Origin of the sequence: Mesorhizobium sp. M1A.F.Ca.IN.020.03.2.1, assembly GCF_004023205.1 — a bacterium.
Lineage (GTDB): Bacteria > Pseudomonadota > Alphaproteobacteria > Rhizobiales > Rhizobiaceae > Mesorhizobium.
In genome coordinates, this window is sequence record NZ_RZSV01000001.1 from 56,115 (window position 1) to 79,154 (window position 23,040).

17 protein-coding genes are annotated in these 23,040 nt (G+C 62.0%); 8 read left to right on the forward strand and 9 right to left on the reverse strand.

All coding sequences use genetic code 11. The annotated features are described in order from the left end of the window. Positions 1-120: 120 nt before the first annotated feature. From EOA79_RS00240 to EOA79_RS33340, 5 genes are all read left to right on the forward strand, one after another. Complete coding sequence (locus EOA79_RS00240) at positions 121-1,944, forward strand: type I secretion system permease/ATPase (protein WP_095825039.1); 1,824 nt, start codon at positions 121-123, stop codon at positions 1,942-1,944. A gap of 27 nt (positions 1,945-1,971) precedes the next feature. Then, positions 1,972-3,291, forward strand: coding sequence for an HlyD family type I secretion periplasmic adaptor subunit (locus tag EOA79_RS00245; RefSeq protein ID WP_095825011.1), 1,320 nt, complete (start codon positions 1,972-1,974; stop codon positions 3,289-3,291). A 59-nt stretch (positions 3,292-3,350) separates the two neighbouring features. Beyond that, positions 3,351-4,304 carry a sulfotransferase gene (locus tag EOA79_RS00250; protein ID WP_082954065.1) on the forward strand — a complete coding sequence of 318 codons (954 nt, stop codon included), beginning with the start codon at positions 3,351-3,353 and terminating at the stop codon, positions 4,302-4,304. A 72-nt stretch (positions 4,305-4,376) separates the two neighbouring features. After that, entirely contained in the window at positions 4,377-5,882 is a 1,506-nt protein-coding gene (locus tag EOA79_RS00255; RefSeq protein WP_245322402.1) for a lipopolysaccharide biosynthesis protein, read from the forward strand. Positions 5,883-6,033: 151 nt separating this feature from the next. Continuing rightward, positions 6,034-10,446, forward strand: a complete 4,413-nt coding sequence (locus tag EOA79_RS33340) for a hypothetical protein (protein WP_245489825.1) — start codon at positions 6,034-6,036, stop codon at positions 10,444-10,446. A 191-nt stretch (positions 10,447-10,637) separates the two neighbouring features. Here EOA79_RS33340 and EOA79_RS00270 read toward each other — a convergent pair whose 3' ends face one another. From EOA79_RS00270 to EOA79_RS00295, 6 genes are all read right to left on the reverse strand, one after another. Beyond that, a complete protein-coding gene (locus EOA79_RS00270) occupies positions 10,638-10,880 on the reverse strand; it encodes a hypothetical protein (protein ID WP_082953725.1) in 243 nt (80 codons plus the stop codon). Positions 10,881-10,959: 79 nt separating this feature from the next. Further along, complete coding sequence (locus EOA79_RS00275; RefSeq protein ID WP_245322520.1) at positions 10,960-11,961, reverse strand: nucleotidyltransferase family protein; 1,002 nt, start codon at positions 11,959-11,961, stop codon at positions 10,960-10,962. Beyond that, complete coding sequence (locus EOA79_RS00280; protein WP_095826290.1) at positions 11,952-13,100, reverse strand: PqqD family protein; 1,149 nt, start codon at positions 13,098-13,100, stop codon at positions 11,952-11,954. The genes EOA79_RS00275 and EOA79_RS00280 overlap by 10 nt, the downstream gene beginning before the upstream one ends. A gap of 158 nt (positions 13,101-13,258) precedes the next feature. Further along, positions 13,259-14,263, reverse strand: a complete 1,005-nt coding sequence (locus EOA79_RS00285; RefSeq protein ID WP_095826289.1) for a hypothetical protein — start codon at positions 14,261-14,263, stop codon at positions 13,259-13,261. Between the two features lie 2 nt (positions 14,264-14,265). Beyond that, positions 14,266-15,105 (reverse strand): hypothetical protein, encoded by an 840-nt coding sequence (locus tag EOA79_RS00290; protein WP_128292673.1) that lies wholly within the window; start codon positions 15,103-15,105, stop codon positions 14,266-14,268. 43 nt (positions 15,106-15,148) lie between these two features. Further along, positions 15,149-16,453: an O-antigen ligase family protein gene (locus EOA79_RS00295; protein ID WP_095826287.1), complete on the reverse strand. Its 1,305-nt coding sequence runs from the start codon at positions 16,451-16,453 to the stop codon at positions 15,149-15,151. 411 nt (positions 16,454-16,864) lie between these two features. Here EOA79_RS00295 and EOA79_RS00300 point away from each other — a divergent pair, with 411 nt between their 5' ends. Further along, on the forward strand, positions 16,865-17,113 hold the full coding sequence (locus EOA79_RS00300; protein ID WP_066992046.1) for a hypothetical protein: 249 nt from the start codon (positions 16,865-16,867) through the stop codon (positions 17,111-17,113). Positions 17,114-17,196: 83 nt separating this feature from the next. Here EOA79_RS00300 and EOA79_RS00305 read toward each other — a convergent pair whose 3' ends face one another. Then, positions 17,197-17,784, reverse strand: coding sequence for a sugar transferase (locus tag EOA79_RS00305; RefSeq protein ID WP_208720894.1), 588 nt, complete (start codon positions 17,782-17,784; stop codon positions 17,197-17,199). Positions 17,785-18,333: 549 nt separating this feature from the next. Between EOA79_RS00305 and EOA79_RS00310 the strand changes: the two genes are divergently transcribed. Next, positions 18,334-19,416 (forward strand): hypothetical protein, encoded by a 1,083-nt coding sequence (locus EOA79_RS00310; protein WP_127334734.1) that lies wholly within the window; start codon positions 18,334-18,336, stop codon positions 19,414-19,416. Between the two features lie 147 nt (positions 19,417-19,563). Here the strand turns inward: EOA79_RS00310 and EOA79_RS00315 are convergent, their stop codons facing one another. Then, positions 19,564-20,274: a response regulator transcription factor gene (locus EOA79_RS00315; protein ID WP_245418714.1), complete on the reverse strand. Its 711-nt coding sequence runs from the start codon at positions 20,272-20,274 to the stop codon at positions 19,564-19,566. A gap of 921 nt (positions 20,275-21,195) precedes the next feature. Beyond that, positions 21,196-21,804: a cysteine hydrolase family protein gene (locus EOA79_RS00320; protein ID WP_066992037.1), complete on the reverse strand. Its 609-nt coding sequence runs from the start codon at positions 21,802-21,804 to the stop codon at positions 21,196-21,198. A gap of 159 nt (positions 21,805-21,963) precedes the next feature. Here EOA79_RS00320 and EOA79_RS00325 point away from each other — a divergent pair, with 159 nt between their 5' ends. Further along, the gene (locus EOA79_RS00325; protein WP_095826285.1) at positions 21,964-22,995 is read left to right on the forward strand and encodes an ATP-dependent DNA ligase; all 1,032 of its coding nucleotides are present in this window, start codon (positions 21,964-21,966) and stop codon (positions 22,993-22,995) included. Positions 22,996-23,040: the final 45 nt, after the last annotated feature.

Consider the following 23,040-nt stretch of genomic DNA (forward strand, 5'->3'; position numbering starts at 1 on the left):
CAGACGCGACCCTGGACGGACCTCGTGGCTGGCTGGCGCTATTTTTACGACCTGCAGGCCCTGCTGGCCGGTCCGGGCGCCCTCCAGGTTTTCGTGGCGGTCGTGGCCCTTGGTCTCCTCATGGCAGCCGTCCGCAGCGCAAGGCGGAGACGAAGAAGCGACTTGCCCGGCGCATTCGCGAACGCCGGCGCCCCGTCCTCGACCAAGGAACCGGCGCCCGGCTCCGAACTGGCCAGTGCGTTGCGCTCCTGCAAGGCAGCCTTCGCGGGCGTTGCAGTTTTCAGCGGCGTGAGCAACATCCTCATGCTGACCGGCGCAATGTTCATGTTGGAGGTCTACGACAGGGTGCTGCCGAGCCGCAGCGTCCCCACTCTGATCGCCATGGCAATACTGGCCGGCGTTCTGTTTGCCGGGCAGGCGGTCATCGACCTCGTGCGCGCCCGCATCATGAACCGGATCGGTGCTGAGTTGGACGAAGCGGTTGGGGGACGCGTATTCACCGCCGTTTCGAAATTGCCCCTGTACATCGGCCAGCAGGGAGATGGATTGCAGCCGCAACGCGATCTCGACAACATCCGTACTTTTCTGTCGAGTGCCGGGCCTGGCACCCTGTTCGATCTTCCCTGGCTGCCCTTCTATCTGGCGATCATCTGGAGCCTTCATCCGACCCTCGGGACAACCGCCGCTTGCGGCGCGTTGGTGCTGGTGACGCTGACGGTCGCCACGGAGATCCTCACACGCAGACCGATGGGCGCCGCGGTTCTAAGCAGCGTGAGGCGCAACAGCTTGGCCGAGGCCAGCCGGCGCAACGCGGAGGTGCTTCAGGCGATGGGCATGGGCAGGCGCCTGCACGACCACTGGCGCGAAGCGAGCCGCGAGCATCTTGCGCTGCAACAGCGTGTCAGCGACATCGTTGGCGGTTTCGGCAGTTTCGCTCGTGCGTTGCGACTGATGCTTCAGTCGGCGATGCTGGGTGTGGGCGCCTGGCTTGTGATCGAGGGCGAGGCGACCTCCGGGATCATCATCGCCGGCTCCATCCTTGTAGGCCGTGCGCTGGCGCCCGTCGATCTTGCCATCGCCCATTGGCGCAACTTCGTCGGGGCGCGACAGAGCTGGAGCAGGCTGAGCAAATTGCTCGCCCGGTTGCCGCAGGACGCTCAACCGATGGCGCTTCCGGTGCCCGGGTCGAAGTTGACTGTGGAGCGCATCGCGATCGGTGCGCCGGGCGCGCAACGCATCATCGTGCAAGGTGTGGAATTCAGCCTGGATGCCGGCTCGGTGCTAGGCATCATAGGACCAAGCGGTTCCGGCAAATCGAGTCTGGTTCGCGGGCTGGTCGGCGCATGGCGACCGCTGGCGGGCCGTATCAAGCTGGACGGCGCCGCTCTCGACCAGTGGTCGTCGGAGCGGCTGGGCCGCTACATAGGCTACCTTCCGCAAGACGTCGAACTGTTCGCGGGAACGGTTGCCGACAATATCGCGCGCTTCGATCCCGGGCCGGACCCGCAGGCCATTGTCGCAGCCGCCCGCGCCGCGGGCGTCCACGAGCTCATCATCGGTCTCCCCAATGGCTACGAGACGCAGATCGGAGAGGGCGGAACCGCGCTTTCAGCCGGCCAGCGTCAGCGCATTGCGCTGGCGCGCGCGCTGTATGGCGATCCGTTCCTGGTGGTCCTCGACGAACCCAACTCCAATCTCGATGCCGAAGGTGAAATGGCACTTGCCGCTGCCATCCTCGCAATCAAGGCCCGCGGCGGCATCTTAGCGATTGTGGCGCATCGGCCGAACATTCTCAGCACAGTGGATTTCCTGCTCGTGATGAAAGAAGGCCAGACGCAGATGTTCGGCACCAGGGAAAGCGTTCTGTCGACACTCTTGCCCGCGCCACAGACCGTGACCGCAGGCCTGCAGCCGGTTTTCAAGCTCACCCCGACACCGCGTTGATGGCTGACCCGGAATGGAAATGGGGAAATGACAGCTGCCCTTTCGAACGTGTCGCTTTTGAACCGACGGTCGATCCGTCGCAATCTCCTGGGTGGCACGACCATCGTCGCATTGCTCGTCGGCGGAATGGGAGTCTGGGCCGGGACGGTGGATATTTCGGGAGCGGTGATTTCGCACGGCACGGTGGTCGTCGACAGCAGCGAAAAGAAGGTTCAACACCCGACCGGCGGTGTGGTCGGCAAGATTTTTGTGCGCGACGGCGACCGCGTCAGGGCCGGAGACGTTCTGGTCCAGCTCAGCGACACCGTTCCGCGTGCCAGCCTGGCCTACGTGACGAAGAACCTGGATGAGCTCTATGCGCGAAAATCCCGGCTCGAGGCCGAGCGTGACGGCAGCGAGCGCATCACGCTTGCTCCGATGCTTGTCGCGAGAATGAACGACCCTGAGATAGCTGCCACGGTGGCGAGCGAACAGCGGCTGTTCGAGCTTCGTCGAACCGAGGTGTCTGGCAACAAGGCGCGCCTGCGCGAACGCATCGAGCAGTTCGGGAAGCAGATCGAAGGCTATTCGGCGCAGGAATCGGCAAAGACGAAGGAGATCAAGCTGATCAACGACGAGCTCGTCGACATACGCAGTCTTGTCGAAATGAAACTCACCCTCAAATCGAAGCTGACCGAATATGAACGTGAGGCAACGCGCATCGAGGGTGAGCGGGCGCAACTTGTGTCGAGCATTGCGCAGGCAAAGGGAGCGATCGCCGAAATCGAGCTGCAGATCCTGCAGCTGGACAAGGAGTTTTCCAGCGAGACCGGGAGCGATCTGCGCGATGTCGAGGCCAAGATCGCCGAGTTCGAGGAGCGCAAGGTCGCCGCCGAGGACCAGCTGTCGCGCATTGATATTCGCGCCCCCGCCAGCGGCACGGTCCATCAATCCGCAGTCCATACCGTTGGCGGCGTGATTGGCGCGGGGGATCCGATCATGCTGATCGTGCCCGACACCGATGCTCTCGCGGTCGAGGTAAAGGCCGCACCCCAGGACATCGATCAGCTCTCGATCGGTCAGCGCGCGCTTCTTCGCTTCACGGCTTTCAACGTCCACACCACGCCCGAAACGGAAGGTATGGTCTCCATGATCGCGGCAGACGTGACGCGCGATCAGCATACCAACGAAATCTACTACACGGTGCGCATCACCCCCGACCCCCACGAGCTGAAGAAGCTTGGAGCGCTCTCGCTGGCGCCCGGCATGCCGGTGGAAGCGTTCATACGGACTGGCGACCGCAAGGTGCTCTCATACCTGATGAAGCCTTTGACGGACCAGATGATGCGTGCGTTCAGAGACCAGTAGCAGCGCGTTGTCGTGCGCATCCGTGCATCCTGGTTGACCTTTAGCGATAGGGGCTTGTCATGACGACAGCAGAGTTGAAACCTCCGATTTTTCTGATTGGCAACTACCGGTCGGGCACCACCATCACGCAGAAATTGATCGGGCTGCACCCGGATGTCGTCACCTGGTACGAGCCAAAAACATTGTGGCTCTATGCCGATCCGGCGCGCCGGCATGACGAATTTGTCAAAGCCGATGCCAGCGAGAAGGTCGTGCGCTACATTCGCAACCGGTTCCTCGACTATCAGCTGCGGAACGGCAACCGGCAAATCATGGAAAATACGCCCGCCAACGTCTTGCGCGTGCCATTTATCCACCAGATATTCCCAGAAGCTATATTTCTATATATTACAAGGAATCCGTTTTCCTATATAAGCTCCATGGAACTTAAGTGGCAGCGCGCAAAAAGTTTCAAAGGTCTTCTGCGACTATTGAAAGAAACGCCGGCCACACAAGTCCATTACTACGTGGGAGACGTCGTAAAGCAGATAGTCGCCAAGAGGATATTACACAGAAAATACACGTCGATCTACGGACCGCGCTACAAGGGAATAGATCGGGATTTGCAGGAGCATCAAAAATTGACAGTGATCGCGCGCCAGTGGGCGCGCGGCAATCGAATGGCCCGAGAGGATCTCGCCAGGCTGGGCGAAGGCCGCGTGCTGTCGTTTCGCTATGAGGATCTGATACAGGATCCCGAGTTGGTCTTGCGCCGTATCTATGAACATTGCGGGCTGCATTGCTCTGACGACATCCTTCGCGTGGCGAAGGAGATGATCGATCCCGGCCGCCAGCAGAAGTGGCTGCGCCTGGATGCGAACGAACTGGCGGCGATCATCCCCGAGGTGCGGGATGAGATGGGATTCTACCGCTACGAGATCCCCCCGTCCCTTCTCGTCGGGCATGGCTCGCGGCCCACGCGGGCGCCGTTGGCGTTTCAGCATGGCCATCCGAATATCCCCTCCCCCCGCTGAGCGGTTCCGGGGAGATGCATGGCCGCCCTTCTTTGGTCGGTCGAGTAAGCAAGGCGGCATGTGGAGATTGGCGTGAGCGACATCCGGCGCGGGCTGGCAAAACGCAGTGTCGTAGGCATGTTCTGGACGGGCCTGTCCATGGGCGCCTTGGCGGTTGCCGAGCTTGTCGCCCTCGTCCTCCTGGCCCGGTTGCTCTCGCCCAACGAGTTCGGTCTCTACTCCGCGGCACTGATCGTCATCAAGTTTTCGGCCATCTTCCAGGGCCTCGGCATCACGCCTGCGATCGTGCAGCGACCTGTACTGGAGGAGCGGCATCTCCGGGTCGGATATACCCTGTCGCTCTTCCTTGGGCTTACCGTAACCGCTCTGGTATGGGCGTTGGCACCCGCTATTGCCGGTCTTCTTCGCCTGCCCGAGCTCACTCCGATCGTGCGTGCGGTCTGCTTCATCTTTCTTTTCCAAGGAGCCTCCATGGTGGCGCTGGCCTCGGCCCAGCGTGCCTTGCGGTTCCGTTGGCTCGCGCTTGTCGACGCGGTCGCTTTCGCCATCGGCTACGTGGTCGTCGGTCCAGTGCTGGCTTGGCTCGGCTTCGGTATCTGGGCACTTGTCGCAGCGATCCTGGTCCAGCAGTTGGTCCGCACGATCGTGCTGCTCGTCGGCCAGCGGCACCCGATGCGGCCGTTGCTCGAGCGGAGCGCGATTTTCGAACTGCTCTATTTTGGCGGCGGCTTCACCATTGCGCGGGTCTGCAACTACCTTGCCACTCAGGTGGACAGGCTTGTCGTGGGCCGCTATCTCGGCGCCGATGCGCTCGGTGTCTACGGTTTGTCGTCCCAACTCATGACCACTCCGGCGGTGATCGTCGGCCAGGTTCTCGATCGCGTGCTGTTCCCCACCATGGCGCTGGTCCAGGAAGAGCCCGTCAGGCTTGCGCGCGCTTATCGCAGCGCGGTCGCCGGTTGCAGCCTGCTTGTCCTGCCGGCCAGCGTGGTGGTGGCGATCGTCGCACCCGAATTGGTTCGGGTCATTCTCGGACGGGGCTGGGAGGGCGTGGTCGGCCCCCTCCAGATCCTGGCGTTCAGCATGCTGTTCCGCACGAGCTACAAGCTTAGCGATTCCGTCTCGCGGGCAACCGGAACGGTTTACGCCCGGGCCTGGCGCCAGGCTGTTTTCACCGTCGGTGTCTGCATCGGAGCCTTCATAGGGCAATTCTGGGGCGTGGAAGGGGTGGCGTTCGGTGTCGGCCTGGCATTCGGGGCCAATTTCTTTCTCATGGCGCAGCTGAGTCTCCGCGTGACCGGGATGACGTGGGCGAATTTCTTCCTTGCGCACCTGCCTGGCGTCGCGCTCGCCGGCGTTGTCGGAACCGGTATCTGGGCGTTCGTGGACTGGCTTCGCGCCCTCCATCTATCGCCTCTTCCGCTGCTCATCGATACGGCATTGCTGGCCTCTGTGGGGGGCTTGCTGTTGTGCTGGCTCCTGCCGTCGCTGTTCCTTGGGCGGGAAGGCCTGTCACTGTTGCGCCTGCTCGCGGCAGTCGTGCCCGCATGGCCAAGACTGAGGCAGGCAACAGACTGATCAGCGGCGGAACTCGAGGTCAGTTCCCAGGATCACCTTCTTCACGCGCAACGACGCCATCGCCTTGCTCGATCATGGGCTCAGCCTGACGCCCGATCGGGCACCGGGAGATTCCGTCGTTGCGGAGGAAATTTACGAGAGGAGACCGACTATGGCTGAACTATTCGAAGCGCGGCTGGCGGCCGCGGGCGATGATGTCGAGGAGAAAGGTTCCGGCTCGATTTCGACCAATGTCGACGATCTGGAACTGGGCTTTGCCAGCACGACCCGCCAGACGGTCGGCCTCCGCTTCACCGGCGTCGATATCCCGCAAGGCGCGATCATCACCAGCGCCTACATCCAGTTCCAGGCCAATGAGGTGAAGACCGGCGCGACCTCGCTGCTGATCAAGGGCCAGGACACCGACGACGCAAGCGCCTTCACCAGCACCAGCTTCAATGTATCGTCACGGGCAACGACCGACGCGTCGGCGACTTGGACGCCGGCCCCGTGGACCACGGTGGGCGAGCAGGCCCTGGCCGAGCGCACGCCCGACCTCACGGCTATCGTCCAGGAGATCGTCAGCCGCTCGGGCTGGGCGGCGGTCAACGATATGGCGTTCCTGATCACAGGCACCGGCACGCGCACAGCCGATTCCTACGAGTACAATCCGACCAGCGCGCCGCTGCTGCACATCGAATATGTCTTGCCCGGATCCGGAAGTCCGGTGGCCTTCAACACGCCTGCCGATGCCGATCCCACTGCCAACCAGATCGCCGAGCTCGCCGCGGCGGGAGCGCCGACCGGGATCACCGCTTCGGCCACGGATCCCGACGCCGGCGCGACCGTCACCTACAGCCTCAACGACTCGCGTTTCGACATCAATGCCAATACCGGCGTCATCACGCGCTCGGGCACAGGCACGCTCGACTTCGAAACCCAGTCGTCCATCAATCCGACGGTGACGGCAATCTCTTCCGACGGCAGCACCGCCACCACGAGCTTCACCCTCGATGTCCTCGACAGCCCGGAGCCGATCGCGTTCAACACGCCGCCGGATGCCAACACCGCGGCCAACCAGATCGGCCAGAACGCTGCCGCCGGCACCGCCGTCGGCATCACCGCTTCGGCCACGGATCCCGATGCCGGCTCGACGGTCGCCTACACGATCGACGACACGCGGTTTGCCATCAGTTCCAGCACCGGCGTCATCACGCGATCAGGTACCGGCACGCTCAACGCCCAGTCCGAGCCGTCTGTCAACCTCACCGTCACCGCCACCTCGTCGGACGGGAGCGTCGTCACGCACCCCTTCACCGTCGCCGTCACGGCCGGCCAACAGCCTGTGGCCTTCAACACTCCGCCCGACTCCAACCCCGGTGCCAACCAGATCGCCGAGCTCGCCGCGGCGGGAGCACCCACGGGCATCACCGCTTCGGCCACCGATCCCGATGCCGGCTCGACGGTCACCTATAGCCTCAACGACACGCGCTTCGCCATTGATGCCAATACCGGCGTCATCACGCGCTCGGGCACAGGCACGCTCGACTTTGAAACCCAGTCGTCGATCGACCTGACGGTGGCGGCAACCTCTTCCGACGGCAGCACGGCCAACAAGGTCTTCACCCTCGCCGTCCTCGACAGCCCGGAACCGGTTGCGTTCAACACGCCGCCCGATGCCAACACCGCGGCCAACCAGATCGGCCAGAACGCTGCCGCCGGTACTGCCGTCGGCATCACCGCTTCGGCCACGGATCCCGATGCCGGCTCGACGGTCACCTACAGTCTCAACGACCCGCGCTTTGCCATCAATCCCAGCACCGGTGTCATAACACGCTCGAGCACCGGCACGCTCAACGCCCAGTCCGAGCCGACGGTTGCGCTCACGGTCACCGCGACCTCGTCGGACGGCAGCACCAACACCCACGCCTTCAATGTTGACGTCACCGGCGGCAGCACGCCTGGGACTTTCGAGGCCAGGGTGGCGGCCGCAGGCGACGATGTCGAGGAGAAAGGTTCCGGCTCGATTTCGAGCAACGTCAGTGATCTGGAACTGGGCTTTGACGGCTCTACCCGCCAGACGGTCGGTCTCCGCTTCACCGGTATCGACATCCCGCAAGGCGCGATCATCACCAGCGCCTACATCCAGTTCCAGGCCAACGAGGTGAAGACCGGCGCGGCCTCGCTGCTGATCAAGGGCCAGGACACCGACGACGCAAGCCCCTTCACCAGCACCAGCTTCAATGTATCGTCACGGGCAACGACCGACGCGTCGACGGCTTGGACGCCGGCCCCGTGGACCACGGTGGGCGAGCACGTCCAGGCCGAGCGCACGCCAGACCTCACGGCTATCGTCCAGGAGATCGTCAGCCGCTCGGGCTGGGCAGCGCTCAACGACATGGCGTTCCTGATCACCGGCACCGGCACGCGCACCGCCGATTCCTACGAATACAATCCCGCCAGCGCGCCGCTGCTGCACATCGAATATGTCTTGCCGGGATCCGGAAGTCCGGTGGCCTTCAACACTCCTGCCGATGCCGATCCCACTGCCAACCAGATCGCCGAGCTCGCCGCGGCGGGAGCACCGACCGGGATCACCGCTTCGGCCACCGATCCCGATGCCGGCGCGACCGTCACCTACAGCCTCAACGATGCACGCTTCGCCATTAATTCCAATACCGGCGTCGTCACGCGCTCGGGCACAGGCACGCTCGACTTCGAAACCCAGTCGTCCATCAATCTGACAGTGACGGCAACCTCTTCCGACGGCAGCACCGCCACCAAGAGCTTCACCCTCGGTGTCCTCGACAGCCCGGAGCCGATCGCGTTCAACACGCCGCCGGATGCCAACTCCGGGGCCAACCAGATCGGCCAGAACGCTGCCGCCGGCACTGCCGTCGGCATCACCGCTTCGGCCTCGGATCCCGATGCCGGCTCGACAGTCACCTACACGATCGACGACTCGCGCTTTGCCATCAATTCCAGCACCGGGGTCGTCACGCGCTCGGGCACCGGCACGCTCAACGCCCAGTCCGAACCGACGATCAATCTCCAGGTGACAGCGACGTCGTCCGATGGCAGCAGCGCCACGAGCACCTTCACTGTCAGCGTCACGGCCGGCCAACAGCCCGTGGCCTTCAACACTCCGCCCGACTCCAACTCCGGCGCCAACCAGATCGCCGAGCTCGCCGCGGCGGGGACACCGACAGGGATCACCGCTTCGGCCTCGGATCCCGATGCTGGCTCGACGGTCACCTACAGCATCAACGACACGCGCTTTGCCATCAATTCCAGCACCGGTGTCATCACGCGTTCGGGCACAGGCACGCTCGACTTCGAGACCCAGTCGTCCATCAACCTGACGGTGACGGCGACCTCCTCCGACGGCAGCACCGCCAACAAGAGCTTCACCCTCGCCGTCCTCAACAGCCCCGAACCGATCGCGTTCAACACGCCGCCCGATGCCAATACCGCGGCCAACCAGATCGGCCAGAATGCCGCCGCCGGCACTGCCGTCGGCATCACCGCCTCGGCCAAGGATCCCGATGCCGGCTCGACGGTCACCTACACGATCGACGACTCGCGCTTTGCCATCAATTCCAGCACCGGCGTCATCACGCGATCGAGCAGCGGCACGCTCAACGCTCAGTCCGAACCGACGATCGATCTCCACGTGACAGCAACCTCGTCCGACGGCAGCATCGCCACGCACACCTTCACCGTCGGCGTCACCGCCACCCAGTTGCCGACATCCGTGACCTTGGCGCACACCATTCTGACTTCGCAGTGGTCACCGCCGAGCCCCGACCCAACCGATATCGTCTATATCTCCCACCTCGGCAAGCTGCTGGTGGCCGATAGTGAGGTGGAGGAGATGTCGATTTTCACGGGCAAGAATCTCTTCCAGATGAATCTGAACGGCACCCTGACGGGCACGCTCACCACCATCAATTTCTCGGATGAGCCGGCCGGGGTCACCTATAATCCGGCGAACCACCATCTCTTCTTCTCGGACGATACCGGCACGAAGAGCGTCTACGAGTTGAACCCGGGCAACGATGGGCTTTACAACACCTCCGACGATATCGTGACCTCGTTCAGGACCGCCGCGTTCGGCAGTACGGATGCGGAGAGTATTGCCTACGACACAAACCGCGGCGTGCTCTATCTCGAGGATGGCACAACCCATAGGATTTACACCATCGCTCCGGGCCAGAACGGCAGATTCGACGGCGTCCCAAGCACGGGGGGCGATGATGTCGTGACGAGTTTTTCTGAAGAGGCGCTCGGAACCCCTTCTGACGGGGGCATCGCGTATGATCCGGTCCACGACCTGCTTTATGTCATCGTGTCACGCACCTCCGTGGCAATGGTGACGCCAACCGGGGATCTGCTGGGCACACTCGACATCTCCGCCGCCAACGCGAAAAAGCCGGCGGGACTTGCCCTGGCGCCGAGCAGCGACGATCCGAGCCACCAAATGAGCCTCTATGTCGTCGATCGCGGCGTGGACAACGACTCGAATCCGACCGAGAACGACGGCAAGATCTATGAATTCCATTTGAACGATTGGCTGCTCGCCTGATCTGACAGGAACGATTTACGCTTGCGCCAACCCGGTCGCCGCCAACAAACAAAATACCCCGACCGCGGCGTGCCGCCAGCGATCGGGGTATCAAAATTGAAGCAAAGACGCGAAAGCGCGCCGCCGGGATCCATTTCCCCGCGACGCGCTTTTGGTTCTCAACGCTGCTTCAGCGACCCTGACGGTCAACCTTACGACTGGCCGGGAGGACCAATGTGAATATGATTGTTGTCGCCCCAGCCGTTGCCCGGGCGTGTTCCTCCCGATTTGGCGATCGCTCTCGAGTTCAGGCTGGTGCCGAGCAGAACCGTTATGGCCGGTGGAGTCACCGCCGCAAAACGCCCTGCCTTCTTGAGAAAGTCCCGGCGCGCCTGAGCCTCTGAAACGAGGACTTCCTGCGTCCTTTCCGAGCGTTTCGTGCTTTCGGTTGGCATGACGATTCTCCCATGCGGGTTCCAAAGTATCACAACAGCTTATGTTTCCCGATGCCAGGATACTAGTTCACCAAAAGGCTTAGATTTTCGCGCTTGGAAGCAAAAGCGTACGAGCGATGCGCCGCGCGAAATCGGACGAGCCCCCCCTCGCCGAACCCCTGGCGCTTAGAAACCGCCGCGTTCCCCAAATCAAATTCCCGGCCAGGCGCAACGGAGCGCCGATGATCGGGTGGGTTGCCGTGAAGACGCGCCTCCAGTGCTGGAAACGGACGATCGGGCGCCGCGCGCATCTTGCCGGGATCCTGGTTCCGAAGAAGTGATGCAAGGCCAGGAGCTGGGTATCCAGGGCATTGCGGGCGCTTCGGTCCGACATGGATGCCTGCAGCGCGCTCCAGTCCACGTTCTCGGTCTCCGCCAATTGCGCCAGGTCGTGAAGGTGCCTGAGATCAATCCTTCCGCGCCAATAGTCGCCCTCCTTAAACAGGTCGTGCACGATCCAGTGCAGAGCCCGGGACTGGGCAGTAGGAATATTCACCCACAAATCGTCGTGCTGGACGAGCTTGGGAGGTTCAAAGTCGATCGCCCGGCGCGCCCGGAGTTCCAGCATTCCGGCATCCTGCTCACGCGCCATGCCTCGCTCACCTGCCACCTCGACATAGCCGAGCTCTTCAAGGCAGATTTGGGCGGCCGCCGCTTTGGCCGGCTCCACGGCCAGATCGAGGTCGCTTGTCATCCTGCTGGGAGCCTGGCCGGCCGGCGCAAGGAACAAGGGAACAGCGCCCTTGAGCAGGAGCGGAACGATGCCGCGGCGATTGAGCGCCGCAACGGCTTCGCGCAGTTGCGCACGCAAGCGCAAGTTCCGCTCCCGATTGCAGTCGTGAACGAACCGGAGATACTCGTACACGTCCTGCGGTAGCCGGTGGATCTGGCCGGCGCGCGCGAGGGAGGAGAACAAATCCGGCGTGAGCAAAGTGCGATTGGCCAGGGCGATTACGGCGTGCCAATCGGCCCGGTCGGCCGGACTGCCGCGAAGTCCGGCGATCAGAGCCTCGAGCGCGTTGCCTCTGTGTCTCACCGGCATGCCTTCGTGATCAGCTCTACTGCATCATCGAGCTTCGAATAATTCAGGCAATAGGTGCCCGCCGATCCGATGACTTCGGTCAGAGTGTCGAAGGCACTGCCACTCAACTCTCGGCCGGGTGCGAACGCCCCGTTGAGCAGCACACGCAATGCGCTGGCCGGGTCGATCGGCTCGAGGCAAGCTTTCGCGTCGCGACCTCGACGAAGCTGGATTGCATAGCCGATTGGTATGGGAGAGGACGGCACGACCTCGCTGGGCACCGCAAACCGAACTCGCCTGCGGTCTGGCCGGCGACAAACCGGAACAGCGTCGAGATCGGGGTAGCGTTCGGCCAAAAGCGGCCATGCTCCTGCCTTGACGGCAGGCGCAAACGGCAGACCAATGCCATGTCCCCGGGAGTCCAACAGGGTCACATCGTCAGATACGAAACCGAACCCTGCATTGACCAGCGCCAGGGTCAACGTAGTCTTGCCTGCGCCCGGGTTGCCGCAAAGAAGCACGATGCGCTCATTTTTGAGAAGCGCAGCCGCGTGCAGAGCAAGTTCGTAGGCGCTGCGATCGAGGACCTCGATCAGCATTTGCCCTTTCACCATGACGGGCAGCTCGTCGGGCGCGCAGGAAAGAACCCAGTCGCCATCCCGGAACAGGTGGACCCGTCCTTCATGCTCGACCAGTTGGAACAGAATGTCGGCAGTCTCTCGTCGGACCTCGAGATGCCGGAACACGACGACCGCGGGAAAGGCGCAGGCTGCAGGATACTCGATGCGTACGGAAAGGCCCGCGATCGCGACGACCTGGCTCACAGCCTCTCGAGCCGACACAGACGGCGGTGCGTCGGGCCGTATCAAGCTCAGCCGCTGCCAATCCCTCAGCGCGGCCTCGACATGCCTGTTTGCCTCGATCCCATCGACGCCGGCGCGCGCCATCTCGGCCGAAATGGCGCGCGGCGATGTTCCCTCTTCCAGGGAGCGCCAGATCTCGGCGGCAGTATCGTTGACGGCGAAGATGGCCCGCTGGGAAGGACTGAACAGGATATTCTGCCCCCTGACGCGTGCCAGCCGTCCCTGGGTCACAAACGTGGCCGGGATATGAGCGGTGGAGCCTGGCGGCGCCGTTCCGTTACCCGCCTCGTGATTCATCGAGTAGTCCTCTCCCCCTCTGCCGGAACGCGACGGCGGTCCAACCTGTCGTTGCGAAACAGGTACGTTCAATGGGCGAAGCGACAAGCGTTTCGGCAGGAGTTCACTTCGCCCAACACAGCTAAGCAACCGAATGTTTTGCCCCCGAGTGCGACTTCTCACAGCGCTTCGTCGGAGAACCGGGCCACGTTCTGATGCGCCGCGACCCATTGCAGATGCGCCTTGTTCCAGTATTCGCGCGCGTCAGCGCCCGTCAGCACCTTGAAACCGGATGGCGGCAGCGGCAATTCCGAAGGAATTGGTTGGTCGGGCAGCCACAGCAACACGTTGTCCCGGCTTTCGATAGCCAGCCCCCAGGTTCTTTCCAGGCGACGGAGTCCACGCATGTTCACCGAAGCCAATGCGAAAACCGATCCCGTTATCCTCAGCCTGGGTGACTGATCGACGGCCTTGATCGGCGCCTGATGTGTGATTTCGCCCTTGGAGAGAAACGGGTGCATGCGAATGAGGGTTCGATCGATCTGCACTGTCTCCCCTGTCCCATCCCGCTCGTTTGAGGCAGGATCCACGCTGATCCCCGAAAAACAGCCGTCGAACAGGCAATCTTCGACAATGCCGCTGAGCAGGTAGTCGTTCTCCACCGCATCATCCCTGATTTCGCTGAGCCAGCAGCCTTTCAGGTGAAAGCCGTCGGCCCGCGCTGCGAAACGCACGCCATCCCAGCAGCGCCGCGCGCGCACACCTTCTATTGTCGCATTGGCGGTTCCGTCCCTGACAAGCAGAGCCGCGCTGTTGCAGTAGGTGTCGCGCCAATCGGAGGTCAGCGGCACCTGGCCGTCGAAGCGCCCTCCGATGAAATGAACGTCCGGACAGTTGCGGATGACCACCGGGTAGCGATTGACCGGCAGGTTTCCTTCGTCGCAGCCCATCATCGCGCTGGGCTCAGGATTTCTGCTGTTGGCGACTGTGAAGGAAGCATTCCGGGCGTCGATTGTCGTTCCGGCTTCGAGATCCCGAAACATTTGTTGTTCGTAGCCGTGCTCGCCCGTCAGAACGAGCTGCTTGCCCTCCGGCATCTGCCCGCCCTCCGCCTGGCACGAGCCCGGCAACAGCGCGAACACGGGAGACAGCCCAGCAAGGCCCATGAATGAACGGCGGTCCATCCTCATGCTCGTTGACCTGAAGAAAGGGATTGCCGATGCCGCTCGAGACAGGCCGAACGGACCGCCTCGAGAGCTCTCGAGGCCACGTCTTCGGGCGATGCGAGCCTTTCGATGTCGATGGCCGCCAGCACGCCCATGCGATCTTCCGTTCCCATTCCCCGCTCAAGGGCGGCCGCCATTTCGCGGCAGGCCCGATCCGCCGCCGACCAAAGGTCGGGATCGCTGTCCGGGGATGTCCGTTGCAGCCGCGAGGAGCGATCGCCCCTGGTCAGGAGCCGGTCTCTGGCGATGCCGGTCTCGCTGCGCAGGTGGACAAAAACCATGTCATGCAATCCGACGGCAGAAAGCATATCCAGCCAATTCTCGGATGTTTTTTTGCATCTGCTCTTCAGCAATATGGACCAGAATCCCTGCAGCAACCCCTGATCCATTATGATTATTGAATTTCTTCTTGCCCTCTCATGCTGGATAAATGCGACCAGGCTGATAAGATTCCAGACAAGCCTGATGGCATCAAGGCGCGACACTTGCCTGCTTTCGATGACGAAGCGGGCAATTCGAGCAAGCAACGAGCGAAACTCACGATCTAGCAGCCGAGGGGCGACAACGCCCATTCTGTGTATCTGCCTCTCGATGAATGTTCTTCCTTCCCACGCCACTCGCACGTCGCCTTCCAGCGGGCCGCACCGTCGCAGGCTGTCCGCCAGCAGGCCGGAGGTAGTTGTCTTTCCGACCCCGGGCAGACCAAAGAATTCGACAAATCGAATGTCTGTCCGCAGCGCGCGTGCTTCGACGCTTGGCGGGAGGCTTGCCGCCAGGTCACCAACAGTGTGCGAGGTCATTGGATTTCGGGTGGTACGATGAACTCTTGGAACGCCAATGAAGTCAAGGCGATGTGCGAGGGGCATACTCAACTTCAAGCAGCTGAGACCCGGTCCCGACATACAACCTCGGGGTCTTGGCAAGGCCGGTCTGCAGCGATCGCTGCATGCCGCGGTAGACTATGAGCAAAGCGAGCGGCAGCCAGAAGAAGGCGGCGGTTGACGGCCCGAAGGAATCGCTCATCTGGTTGGCGACCAAGTAGTTCCATACGGCGACCGATGTTCCGAGCACCATGACATTCACTTCGGTCGCTTGTTCGCTCCTGCCCCTGTCGACCAATGTGTGCAGAACGGCGCTGATCAGATAACCCACCACCAGCAGAACCATGATCACCACCAAGGCGAGGCCGGGCACTCCCAGCGTTCTAAAATAATCGATGAACAGGTTGTGGCTGTGCGGAGCGATGTCGCCCACCCATTGCCCTGCGCCCACGCCCATGAACGGATGCGACAGGCCCAGATCGATTGATATCGACCACAGTCGCTGCCGCGAAACGATCGAATGTGCCTCCCCGCCGGAGAGCTGAAGCGACAGCAGCTTGTAGGCCCGTGGGTTCAGGAACTGCAACATCATGAAGCTAGCCTGGAACAATATCGGAGCCGTAACGGTCGCCGCGATCACTGTTACCGGACGCTGCTTCCTTATCACCAGATAGATGCAGTATAGCCCGTAGAACGTGCCGAGACCGACGACCCCAAGAACGAAATTCGTCTTGGATCCCGATTTGACCAAACCCAGCAACCCCGCGAGGAGGCAAACCGAAAGGAGGATTCGGTGCCTTCGAGAAGCGACCAGCTTCGCGGCGACAAGCGGCAGACCGGCCGACAAGGCAATTCCGAGCTGGTTTGCATGCTTGAAATAGCCCTCCGCCCGATCGGCGAATCGAGCATCGCCGAGGCCAATAACGACAAGGCAGGATGTAACAGCAACCATGATGGCCATGGTCATCCCAATCCTGTCGATTGCCTCAAAACTCCTAGGCCTCGCGGCGATCAATGCAATGGTCGGGATAGTGGCGAAACCAAACACCTGGGCGAAGACAGCGCGCATGGTCCTGACCGGATTGTCCGCGTGTAGCGCCGACAGCAGCGATAGAACCATGATGAGGGCAGATGTTGTCAGCACGGCAGTTGCCAGGGCCGTGTCGGTGCGATGCAGACGTTTTGTCGCTTCGGCGTAGGGAACGAGGCTTACCAGGCCGCAGAACAAAGCGAGCAAAAAGGAAATCGAGCCATCGGTTCCGGCAATCCGCGTGGCGCCAGGGAACCATATCGACACGATCAGCAAAAGGATGGAAGCCTGCAGCATCGATGGTCGTCACGCTGAAAATGCTATGCAACAACCGCGGGCCGACGCGCTCTTGCCTCGCCAGGCTGCGTCCGGTGCCCCTGTGTCCTGAACGGCAACGCCAAGAAATAGAGACACAACGTTCACTCCAGGACGGTGATTCAAGGCGCGCTGCCGCACCGCGGGTGAATACTCCGCGTACCTATTTCATAAGCAGCGTAGGCGCAGCTGGATGACAAGGAAATGAGCGAAAACGCGTCATTGGGACAAGGTGTCCTACGCCTTTTGTGCAAGGGCTGGTGGTGCTGCGATTCCAGTCTGCCTGGTCGAGATCCGGTCTAGCCGCGGCGGGGATTCGGTGTTGGTGCGGATTTGCATATGTGGGAGACTTGGGCGCGGCACACCGAGTCTTTCACACCGTAGGAGATCGCCGTGCTTTGGGGTCTTGTCGCCGTCGGCGTGATCGGCATTTTGCTCGGATTTCGTGTTCGCGCGCCGGCGCTCATCGTCATGACCGCGGTGATTGTGGTGTTCAGCGCCATTGCAGGCGGCATCGGCAGCCTGTTTGCCTGGGACCGTCTGCTTTCGATCCTGCTTTTCGTTGTCACGCTGCAGGGCGCCTACCTGCTCGGCGTCTTCCTCGGCATCGTGTGGCGTCGCGCCGTGACCGATGAGCATTGACGGACTGCGGCTGCCATTTCGTCGCTGGCGCCGGACTTTTTTAAAGCGGCGATGCCGCCAATGCTCGCTGCCTGCCTCGCCAGTCAGGACGCATGATCGAATCTCATCACGGCGAAGACCGTCCGAACGAGAATGACGACGTCGGCCCATATGGACCAGTTTCGCACGTAGCGGCTGTCGAGGGAGACACGGCTCGGATAGTCTATTGCGTCTCTGCCCGTCACTTGCCACGCGCCGGTCAGCCCGGGCCGGGTTCGAAGATAATCGATCGCGCAGGCGCCGTAACGTTGCAGCTCGTCGGGGACGACCGGCCGAGGGCCGACGCAACTCATGTCGCCGCGCAGCACGTTGATGAGCTGAGGCAACTCATCAAGGCTCGACTTTCTGAGAATGTGCCCCAGGAAGGTGACGCGCGGATCGTTCTTGAATTTCAAATTCTGCTCCCACTCCTTGGCGGCTTCGGGATTGCTCGCAAGATAGTCGGCCAGAACCTGCTGGGAGTTGGCAACCATGGTCCTGAATTTGTAGCAGGCGAAACGCCTGCCGTTGAAGCCGACCCGAGTGTGAGAGAATATCGCCGGTCCGCCGTCGGTCGCCAATATTAAGAGGGCAACCACAAGCATGATCGGAGCGGCCAGCACAAGCGCGATCGATGCGATGGTGACGTCCATGATCCTCTTGCGCCGCCCCCCAAGCGGACGATGGTTTTGGCCGACGCCTATTCCGGGTCTGCGGGGGTTCGTGTCGAATGCGCTGATTGTCATGAGCTTCGCCAAGGAAACGGCTGATTTTAGCGCTCAACTTCACTCGGCGGACCATTCCCGGCAAGAACCGCAAAGGAGGTAGCGCCCGATCTGGCGCCGGTTAGCCTCTTAGCCTGAACGCGTATTGCCGGCGCGGTGTCGATAAGCCTTCTGATCAAACGGCGTAACACTGGCACCCATTTTCTGCAGTAGCAGTTCGGGCAAGTTCGACTGTATTCGTGATCGACGAAATGCGACTGGTCCGGCTAGGGGCGATCCAGACCGCCGACTGAATTCAGGCCCTAGCTCTGATGGCAAGGATGCCGAGAGAATGTCTGGAGCCACTGGTGCCGGATGGGCGAGCCGGCAGCCGTCTGGCAATGCCTGAAAAGCATGCGCGCGCATGCGACGAGATTCGACGAGACAGATCTTCCGCGTCGAAAGAATGCCTGCCAGCCTGTCAGTGGAGCACGCAACGTGACGCCCATTCCGAAGCCTTCGTCCGGTGACTTCCCCGCAAGGCCGGGCGCTCGTCAGTTTCTGGAGGTCGACCATGCGGAAGCACTTGCCGTCGTCCGCAAGCAGATAGCTTTGCTCGATCTTGATCTCTCCGGCCTCACTGTCGTGGCTGGCGCGGCGATGGGCTATCAGGCGGTGACTGCGACAGCCGCGGCGCTCGCCAATGCCGACCGTGTCGTTGCACTCACCCGCGTATCCTCCAGACATCCGAGCCTGGCGGCGGCCGCGGACGCGACGTTGGCATTTGCCGAGTACGCCAAGGTCGCCGAACGCGTGGAAGTGACGAACCGCATCGAAAGCCGCAAATGGCAGGAGGTCGACCTCATCACCAATTGTCCCCAGGTCGGACCGATTTCGAGATCGCTCATCGAGCTCTTGCCCTCTCACGCGGTCGTTGCGCTCATGGCGGAGCCTTGGGAGCTTCGGCAAGGCGTGTTGGACTTCGATGCCTGTGACGAGGCCGGCATCAAGGTTGCTGCTCCAAATCTCGGTCACCCGGCCATAGACCTGATGCCGGAATTCGCGCGCTTATGCCGGGTCCTACTCGAGGATGCCGGTGTCGATCAGCGTGCCTCGAGATTCGCCGTCGTCTGCGACACGCCCTGCGCACCATTCCTCGAACGTATGCTCGCCGAACGTGGAGCAAGAGTCGGTGTTTTTTCGCATCCGGTTCTGCTGACCGATGATGCATGGGAGGTGATCATCGTCGCTATGCGGCCCTCCGCCAAACCCCCGATGGACATCAACAGTCTGGGCCGCATCGCCAGGAGAACGCGCCAGGCGCTGCTGGTGCAGTTCAGCGGCGGGATCGACCGCTCGGCCGCCAGCTATTTCGGCCTCAGGGTATGGCCGCCGAAGCGCCCCAACCGCGGCGAGCTGGGCCTGCCGCTCGAGATACTCGGAGCGGCTCCGGTGATCCGCAGACTGACGGGAGGCGTGAAGGCTGCCGAAGCAGCATATCGCGGTGCGGAGTTGGGCCGCGACAGTGTTGGATTTCTCGTGAAGGCAGGATTCGAGATGCTCGACCGGGAACATGCCTGAGCATCGGCCTGAGCGCATCCGTTTCAAGACCTGCAGGCACCGTCCTATTTCTGAATCTCGAAGGGAGGCGGACCTGAAATAGGTCCGCCTCCACGTCGAGGATCGGCGTGCGTCGTTCTATTGCCAGGCACCAGGCCTGGGCAGCCTTCAAAGCATCATCTGTCTAAGCTTGTAGGCCACCTCAGTGCGGTTCGTGGCTTTCAGTTTTTTCATGATGTTGCGGATATGGACCTTGACCGTGCTCTCGCAGAGGTTGAGCTCGTAGGCAATGATCTTGTTGGCCTTGCCTTTCCTGAGCGCTTCCACGACCGCGGCCTCGCGCGAGGTGAACATTCCGGCGAGCGGACGGGCGCCGTTTGCCGTCGAATGGATGATCTCGCGAAGCGCCAGCACGCAGCTGGCGGGCACGAAGATCCCTCCGGCGCGGGCGAGACCGATGGCCTCGGCAGCGACCTTCACCTTGACGCTCGTGGGAATGTAGCCGCGGGCGCCGCATTCGAGAGCCGCAAGGATCTCCCCCGGCTCGTCGGAATCCACCACGACGATTACGGGTACGGCGCCGACCTCGGAGATGAGGTGCACAAGTTCCGCCCGAACGCTCTGGTCGGTCACCTTTCTGGCGCCGAGAATAACGAGGATCGCGGAAGCCTCCGCCCCGCCGGCGACGTGCTGAATCTCATCAAGAGATCCTACGGCGCTGACGCGCAAAGCCGGATTATGTTCGATAAGGCCTCGAGCAAGACATTCGCGCTCGAGTGCCCGCTTGTCCACAATTACCACCAGACCTTCGGTCGGGTGTCCTTCTTCGAGATCAGACGTGCCGAGCCCGTTCACGTCCGTCAGATGCCCGTTCTGCAACGACCCCGTCGCATCCTTCCAAGACTCGGAAATTTGAAGATGTCCCATCGCCTTATTTACTCCTCTCCGCCGCCGACTTCGCTCGCTCCCCTTTTTATCTTGACTCCCACGCAGGGCTTGTTCAGCGGCATGAACTGATACGCTGTTTACCGTGTGTCGGGCGACTTGCTGCGAAGTGAGGAATAGATTCAAGGAGTAGTGCATACGCCGGCCCAACCCACGGACGTATGGGATCCCCGCTCCATTGAGGTAATCCAGCCTCAAATGCATACTACGATGCTGTGGAAAAGGCGCATTAATCCTGGTTAACAATTTGGTAATTATATCTTAGGTGGCTAATATGACCGAAAGGATGACAACCTTAAGTTGCAATCACAGGAATTCTGCTCCTCAAAGCTGCGCGCGAGCATATCTCGACCTTAGAGCGAGATTTGCGGTTTGAAGCAAACGGCGCCACAGTTCTTAGAAAAACATTGACCTCGGCTGCCGTGCCCCCCACCCAACCACTGCAGCCGGGGTTCCTTTTTTGGCCGGCAATCGCAGTCTTGTCGGGCCGACAAGTCAATCTTCGCGCGGCCTATCTCCACAACATCAAAGCGTCGCGCCTCGCAAATACGTACGCCTACCGGTACTAGCGTTTCAGGTTAGGCCTGACTGTCTCGACTTCTTCACGCGTGGTGGTGTCCGGCAATTCGCCGGGACCGTCCGGATTCCGTGTCGGGTTTTCGCGCGTGTCCCTCGGCGGCTTTTGCTTTGGGTTGGGGTCAGACGGATTTGGCTTGCGAGCTTTTTCCCGTTTCGCTGGTTTAGGCATCTACACACTCCCTGCCTGCGCAATTTCGGAGAAACATTGCGGTTCCCGTCAAATAGCAGTTGATCGGTCGCTTTCGGCTGTAGCCGGTGCGGATCGTCCCATAACGTTCAGGTCCAGGCCGAAAGGACCGTCTCCATCTCGACGGTCTCGACCTGTTGCGCGAAGCGCTGATGGTAGACGGTCATCAGGGCATCGTGCGTCGCGTCCGATGAACTGCAAAGCGCATCCGTGACCAGCACCACGCGATATCCGATGTCGATCGCCCCCAGGACGGTTGCGAGCACGCAAACATCGGTTTCGCCTCCCGTGACCACCAGGGTGTCGATGCTGCGCGCGGCAAGTGCCGTCTGCAGTCTGCCCTCCGGCCAGGGCGAATAAACATGCTTGTCGATCACCTGCGCCGGCGGACAGAAGGATGACAGCGGCGGCAGCAACCCGACCATTTCTCGCCCGACATTTTCGATCGTCATCGACGCCCAGCGCTCATAGTAGCGCCTCCAGGTGCCGGCACCCAGGCCAGGCTTTTCAGCCGGCACGAAGCGCGTGAAAAGGGTCTGCTCGGCTTTCCATTCGACGAGGCTGACGATCCTCGGAAGGACGCGGGTGATCCACGGCGTGGCCCATTCCGAAGGTTCCGCGAACAATTTCTGCATGTCGACGCATAGATGCGCGCAGCGCTCGCCCAGAGGACCATAGCTCAAGCCGGAAGCCGACATCGGATTTCCTGTCGGAAGTTCATGTTCGCTCTGGTGAAGAAGTGCCCGACGCGGTCAAAGCTCGACATTTCGTTTCTGAACTTTGGTGAGGCAACGCCTCGCGGTGCAACTCGTTCCCGTCGACCGGAAACTACAGGTGTGGTCGAACGTTCTACCGAGATGGAGACCTCCAGGATTACGCCCCAACCAGCGACATCGAGCCCCGAGTTTCCGCTGTCTTTGGATACGCCGCCGATGGAGGCGCGGACCGCGGACGCGTTGCCTGAAGGTCCCTGGCAGTACGAACCCAAATGGGATGGGTTTCGCTGCCTGGCCTTCAAGGGCCGCGACGCCGTCGAGCTTCGCGCCAAATCCGGCAAGCCGCTCGGCCGCTACTTTCCCGAACTGACGACGATGCTGCGCGACCTCGCCGCAAGGCAATTCGTCGTGGACGGCGAGATCGTGATCGAGATCGACGGGCGCGTCTCCTTCGACGCGCTGCAGATGCGCCTTCATCCGGCCGAGAGCCGTATCCGCAAGCTGAGCGCGGAAACACCGGCGCGGTTGATCCTGTTCGATGCACTGGCTGCCCCGGGAGGCGAGATGTTGCTCGATTTGCCCTTGCCCGATCGGCGCCGGGCGATCGAGGACTTCGTTGCCAGGGCAGAGAACGCCGGGCTGAAGCTCTCGCCGGCCACAACGAGCCTCGCGACCGCCAGACGATGGTTGCGCGGCGCCGGCCGAGGTGCCACCGATGGCGTGGTCGCCAAGGCACTGGCCGAACCCTATCGCCCGGGCGAGCGAACCATGATCAAGGTCAAGCGGCTGCGCACAGCAGACTGCGTGGTCGGTGGCTTTCGCTACCTGAGCGGCAAGCGCCAAATCGGCTCGCTGCTGCTTGGCCTCTACAACGACCGTGGCCAGCTCGACCATGTCGGCTTCACCTCGACCATCGCCAGTGACGAGCGAGCGGCGCTGACCAAGAGGCTTGAAGCGTTGCGCGGCGGGCTCGGCTTCACCGGCAAGGCACCCGGCGGCCCGAGCCGCTGGAGCACCGAGCGCAGCGGAGAATGGGAGCCGGTGCGGCCCGAATTGGTCGTGGAGGTCCGCTTCGACCATGTCACCGGCGACCGATTCCGGCATGGAACAAGGATGGTGCGCTGGCGGCCCGACAAGGCGCCGCGCCAATGCACGTTCGAACAGATCGCGTAGGACACCTACCAGGGAGAGGCGACGCCACAACGGCCGCCACTTGCT

Bases quoted from the DNA above. Each gene is read 5' to 3' on its own strand.
- EOA79_RS00305 (WP_208720894.1), bottom strand. From the start codon at position 17,784: ATGGACGTCACCATCGCATCGATCGCGCTTGTGCTGGCCGCTCCGATC.
- EOA79_RS00275 (WP_245322520.1), bottom strand. From the start codon at position 11,961: ATGCCGGTGAGACACAGAGGCAACGCGCTCGAGGCTCTGATCGCCGGA.
- EOA79_RS00290 (WP_128292673.1), bottom strand. From the start codon at position 15,105: ATGACCTCGCACACTGTTGGTGACCTGGCGGCAAGCCTCCCGCCAAGC.
- EOA79_RS00295 (WP_095826287.1), bottom strand. From the start codon at position 16,453: ATGCTGCAGGCTTCCATCCTTTTGCTGATCGTGTCGATATGGTTCCCT.
- EOA79_RS00240 (WP_095825039.1), top strand. From the start codon at position 121: ATGGCAGCCGTCCGCAGCGCAAGGCGGAGACGAAGAAGCGACTTGCCC.
- EOA79_RS00245 (WP_095825011.1), top strand. From the start codon at position 1,972: ATGACAGCTGCCCTTTCGAACGTGTCGCTTTTGAACCGACGGTCGATC.
- EOA79_RS00250 (WP_082954065.1), top strand. From the start codon at position 3,351: ATGACGACAGCAGAGTTGAAACCTCCGATTTTTCTGATTGGCAACTAC.
- EOA79_RS00325 (WP_095826285.1), top strand. From the start codon at position 21,964: ATGGAGACCTCCAGGATTACGCCCCAACCAGCGACATCGAGCCCCGAG.
- EOA79_RS33340 (WP_245489825.1), top strand. From the start codon at position 6,034: ATGGCTGAACTATTCGAAGCGCGGCTGGCGGCCGCGGGCGATGATGTC.
- EOA79_RS00270 (WP_082953725.1), bottom strand. From the start codon at position 10,880: ATGCCAACCGAAAGCACGAAACGCTCGGAAAGGACGCAGGAAGTCCTC.
- EOA79_RS00285 (WP_095826289.1), bottom strand. From the start codon at position 14,263: ATGGACCGCCGTTCATTCATGGGCCTTGCTGGGCTGTCTCCCGTGTTC.
- EOA79_RS00280 (WP_095826290.1), bottom strand. From the start codon at position 13,100: ATGAATCACGAGGCGGGTAACGGAACGGCGCCGCCAGGCTCCACCGCT.
- EOA79_RS00320 (WP_066992037.1), bottom strand. From the start codon at position 21,804: ATGTCGGCTTCCGGCTTGAGCTATGGTCCTCTGGGCGAGCGCTGCGCG.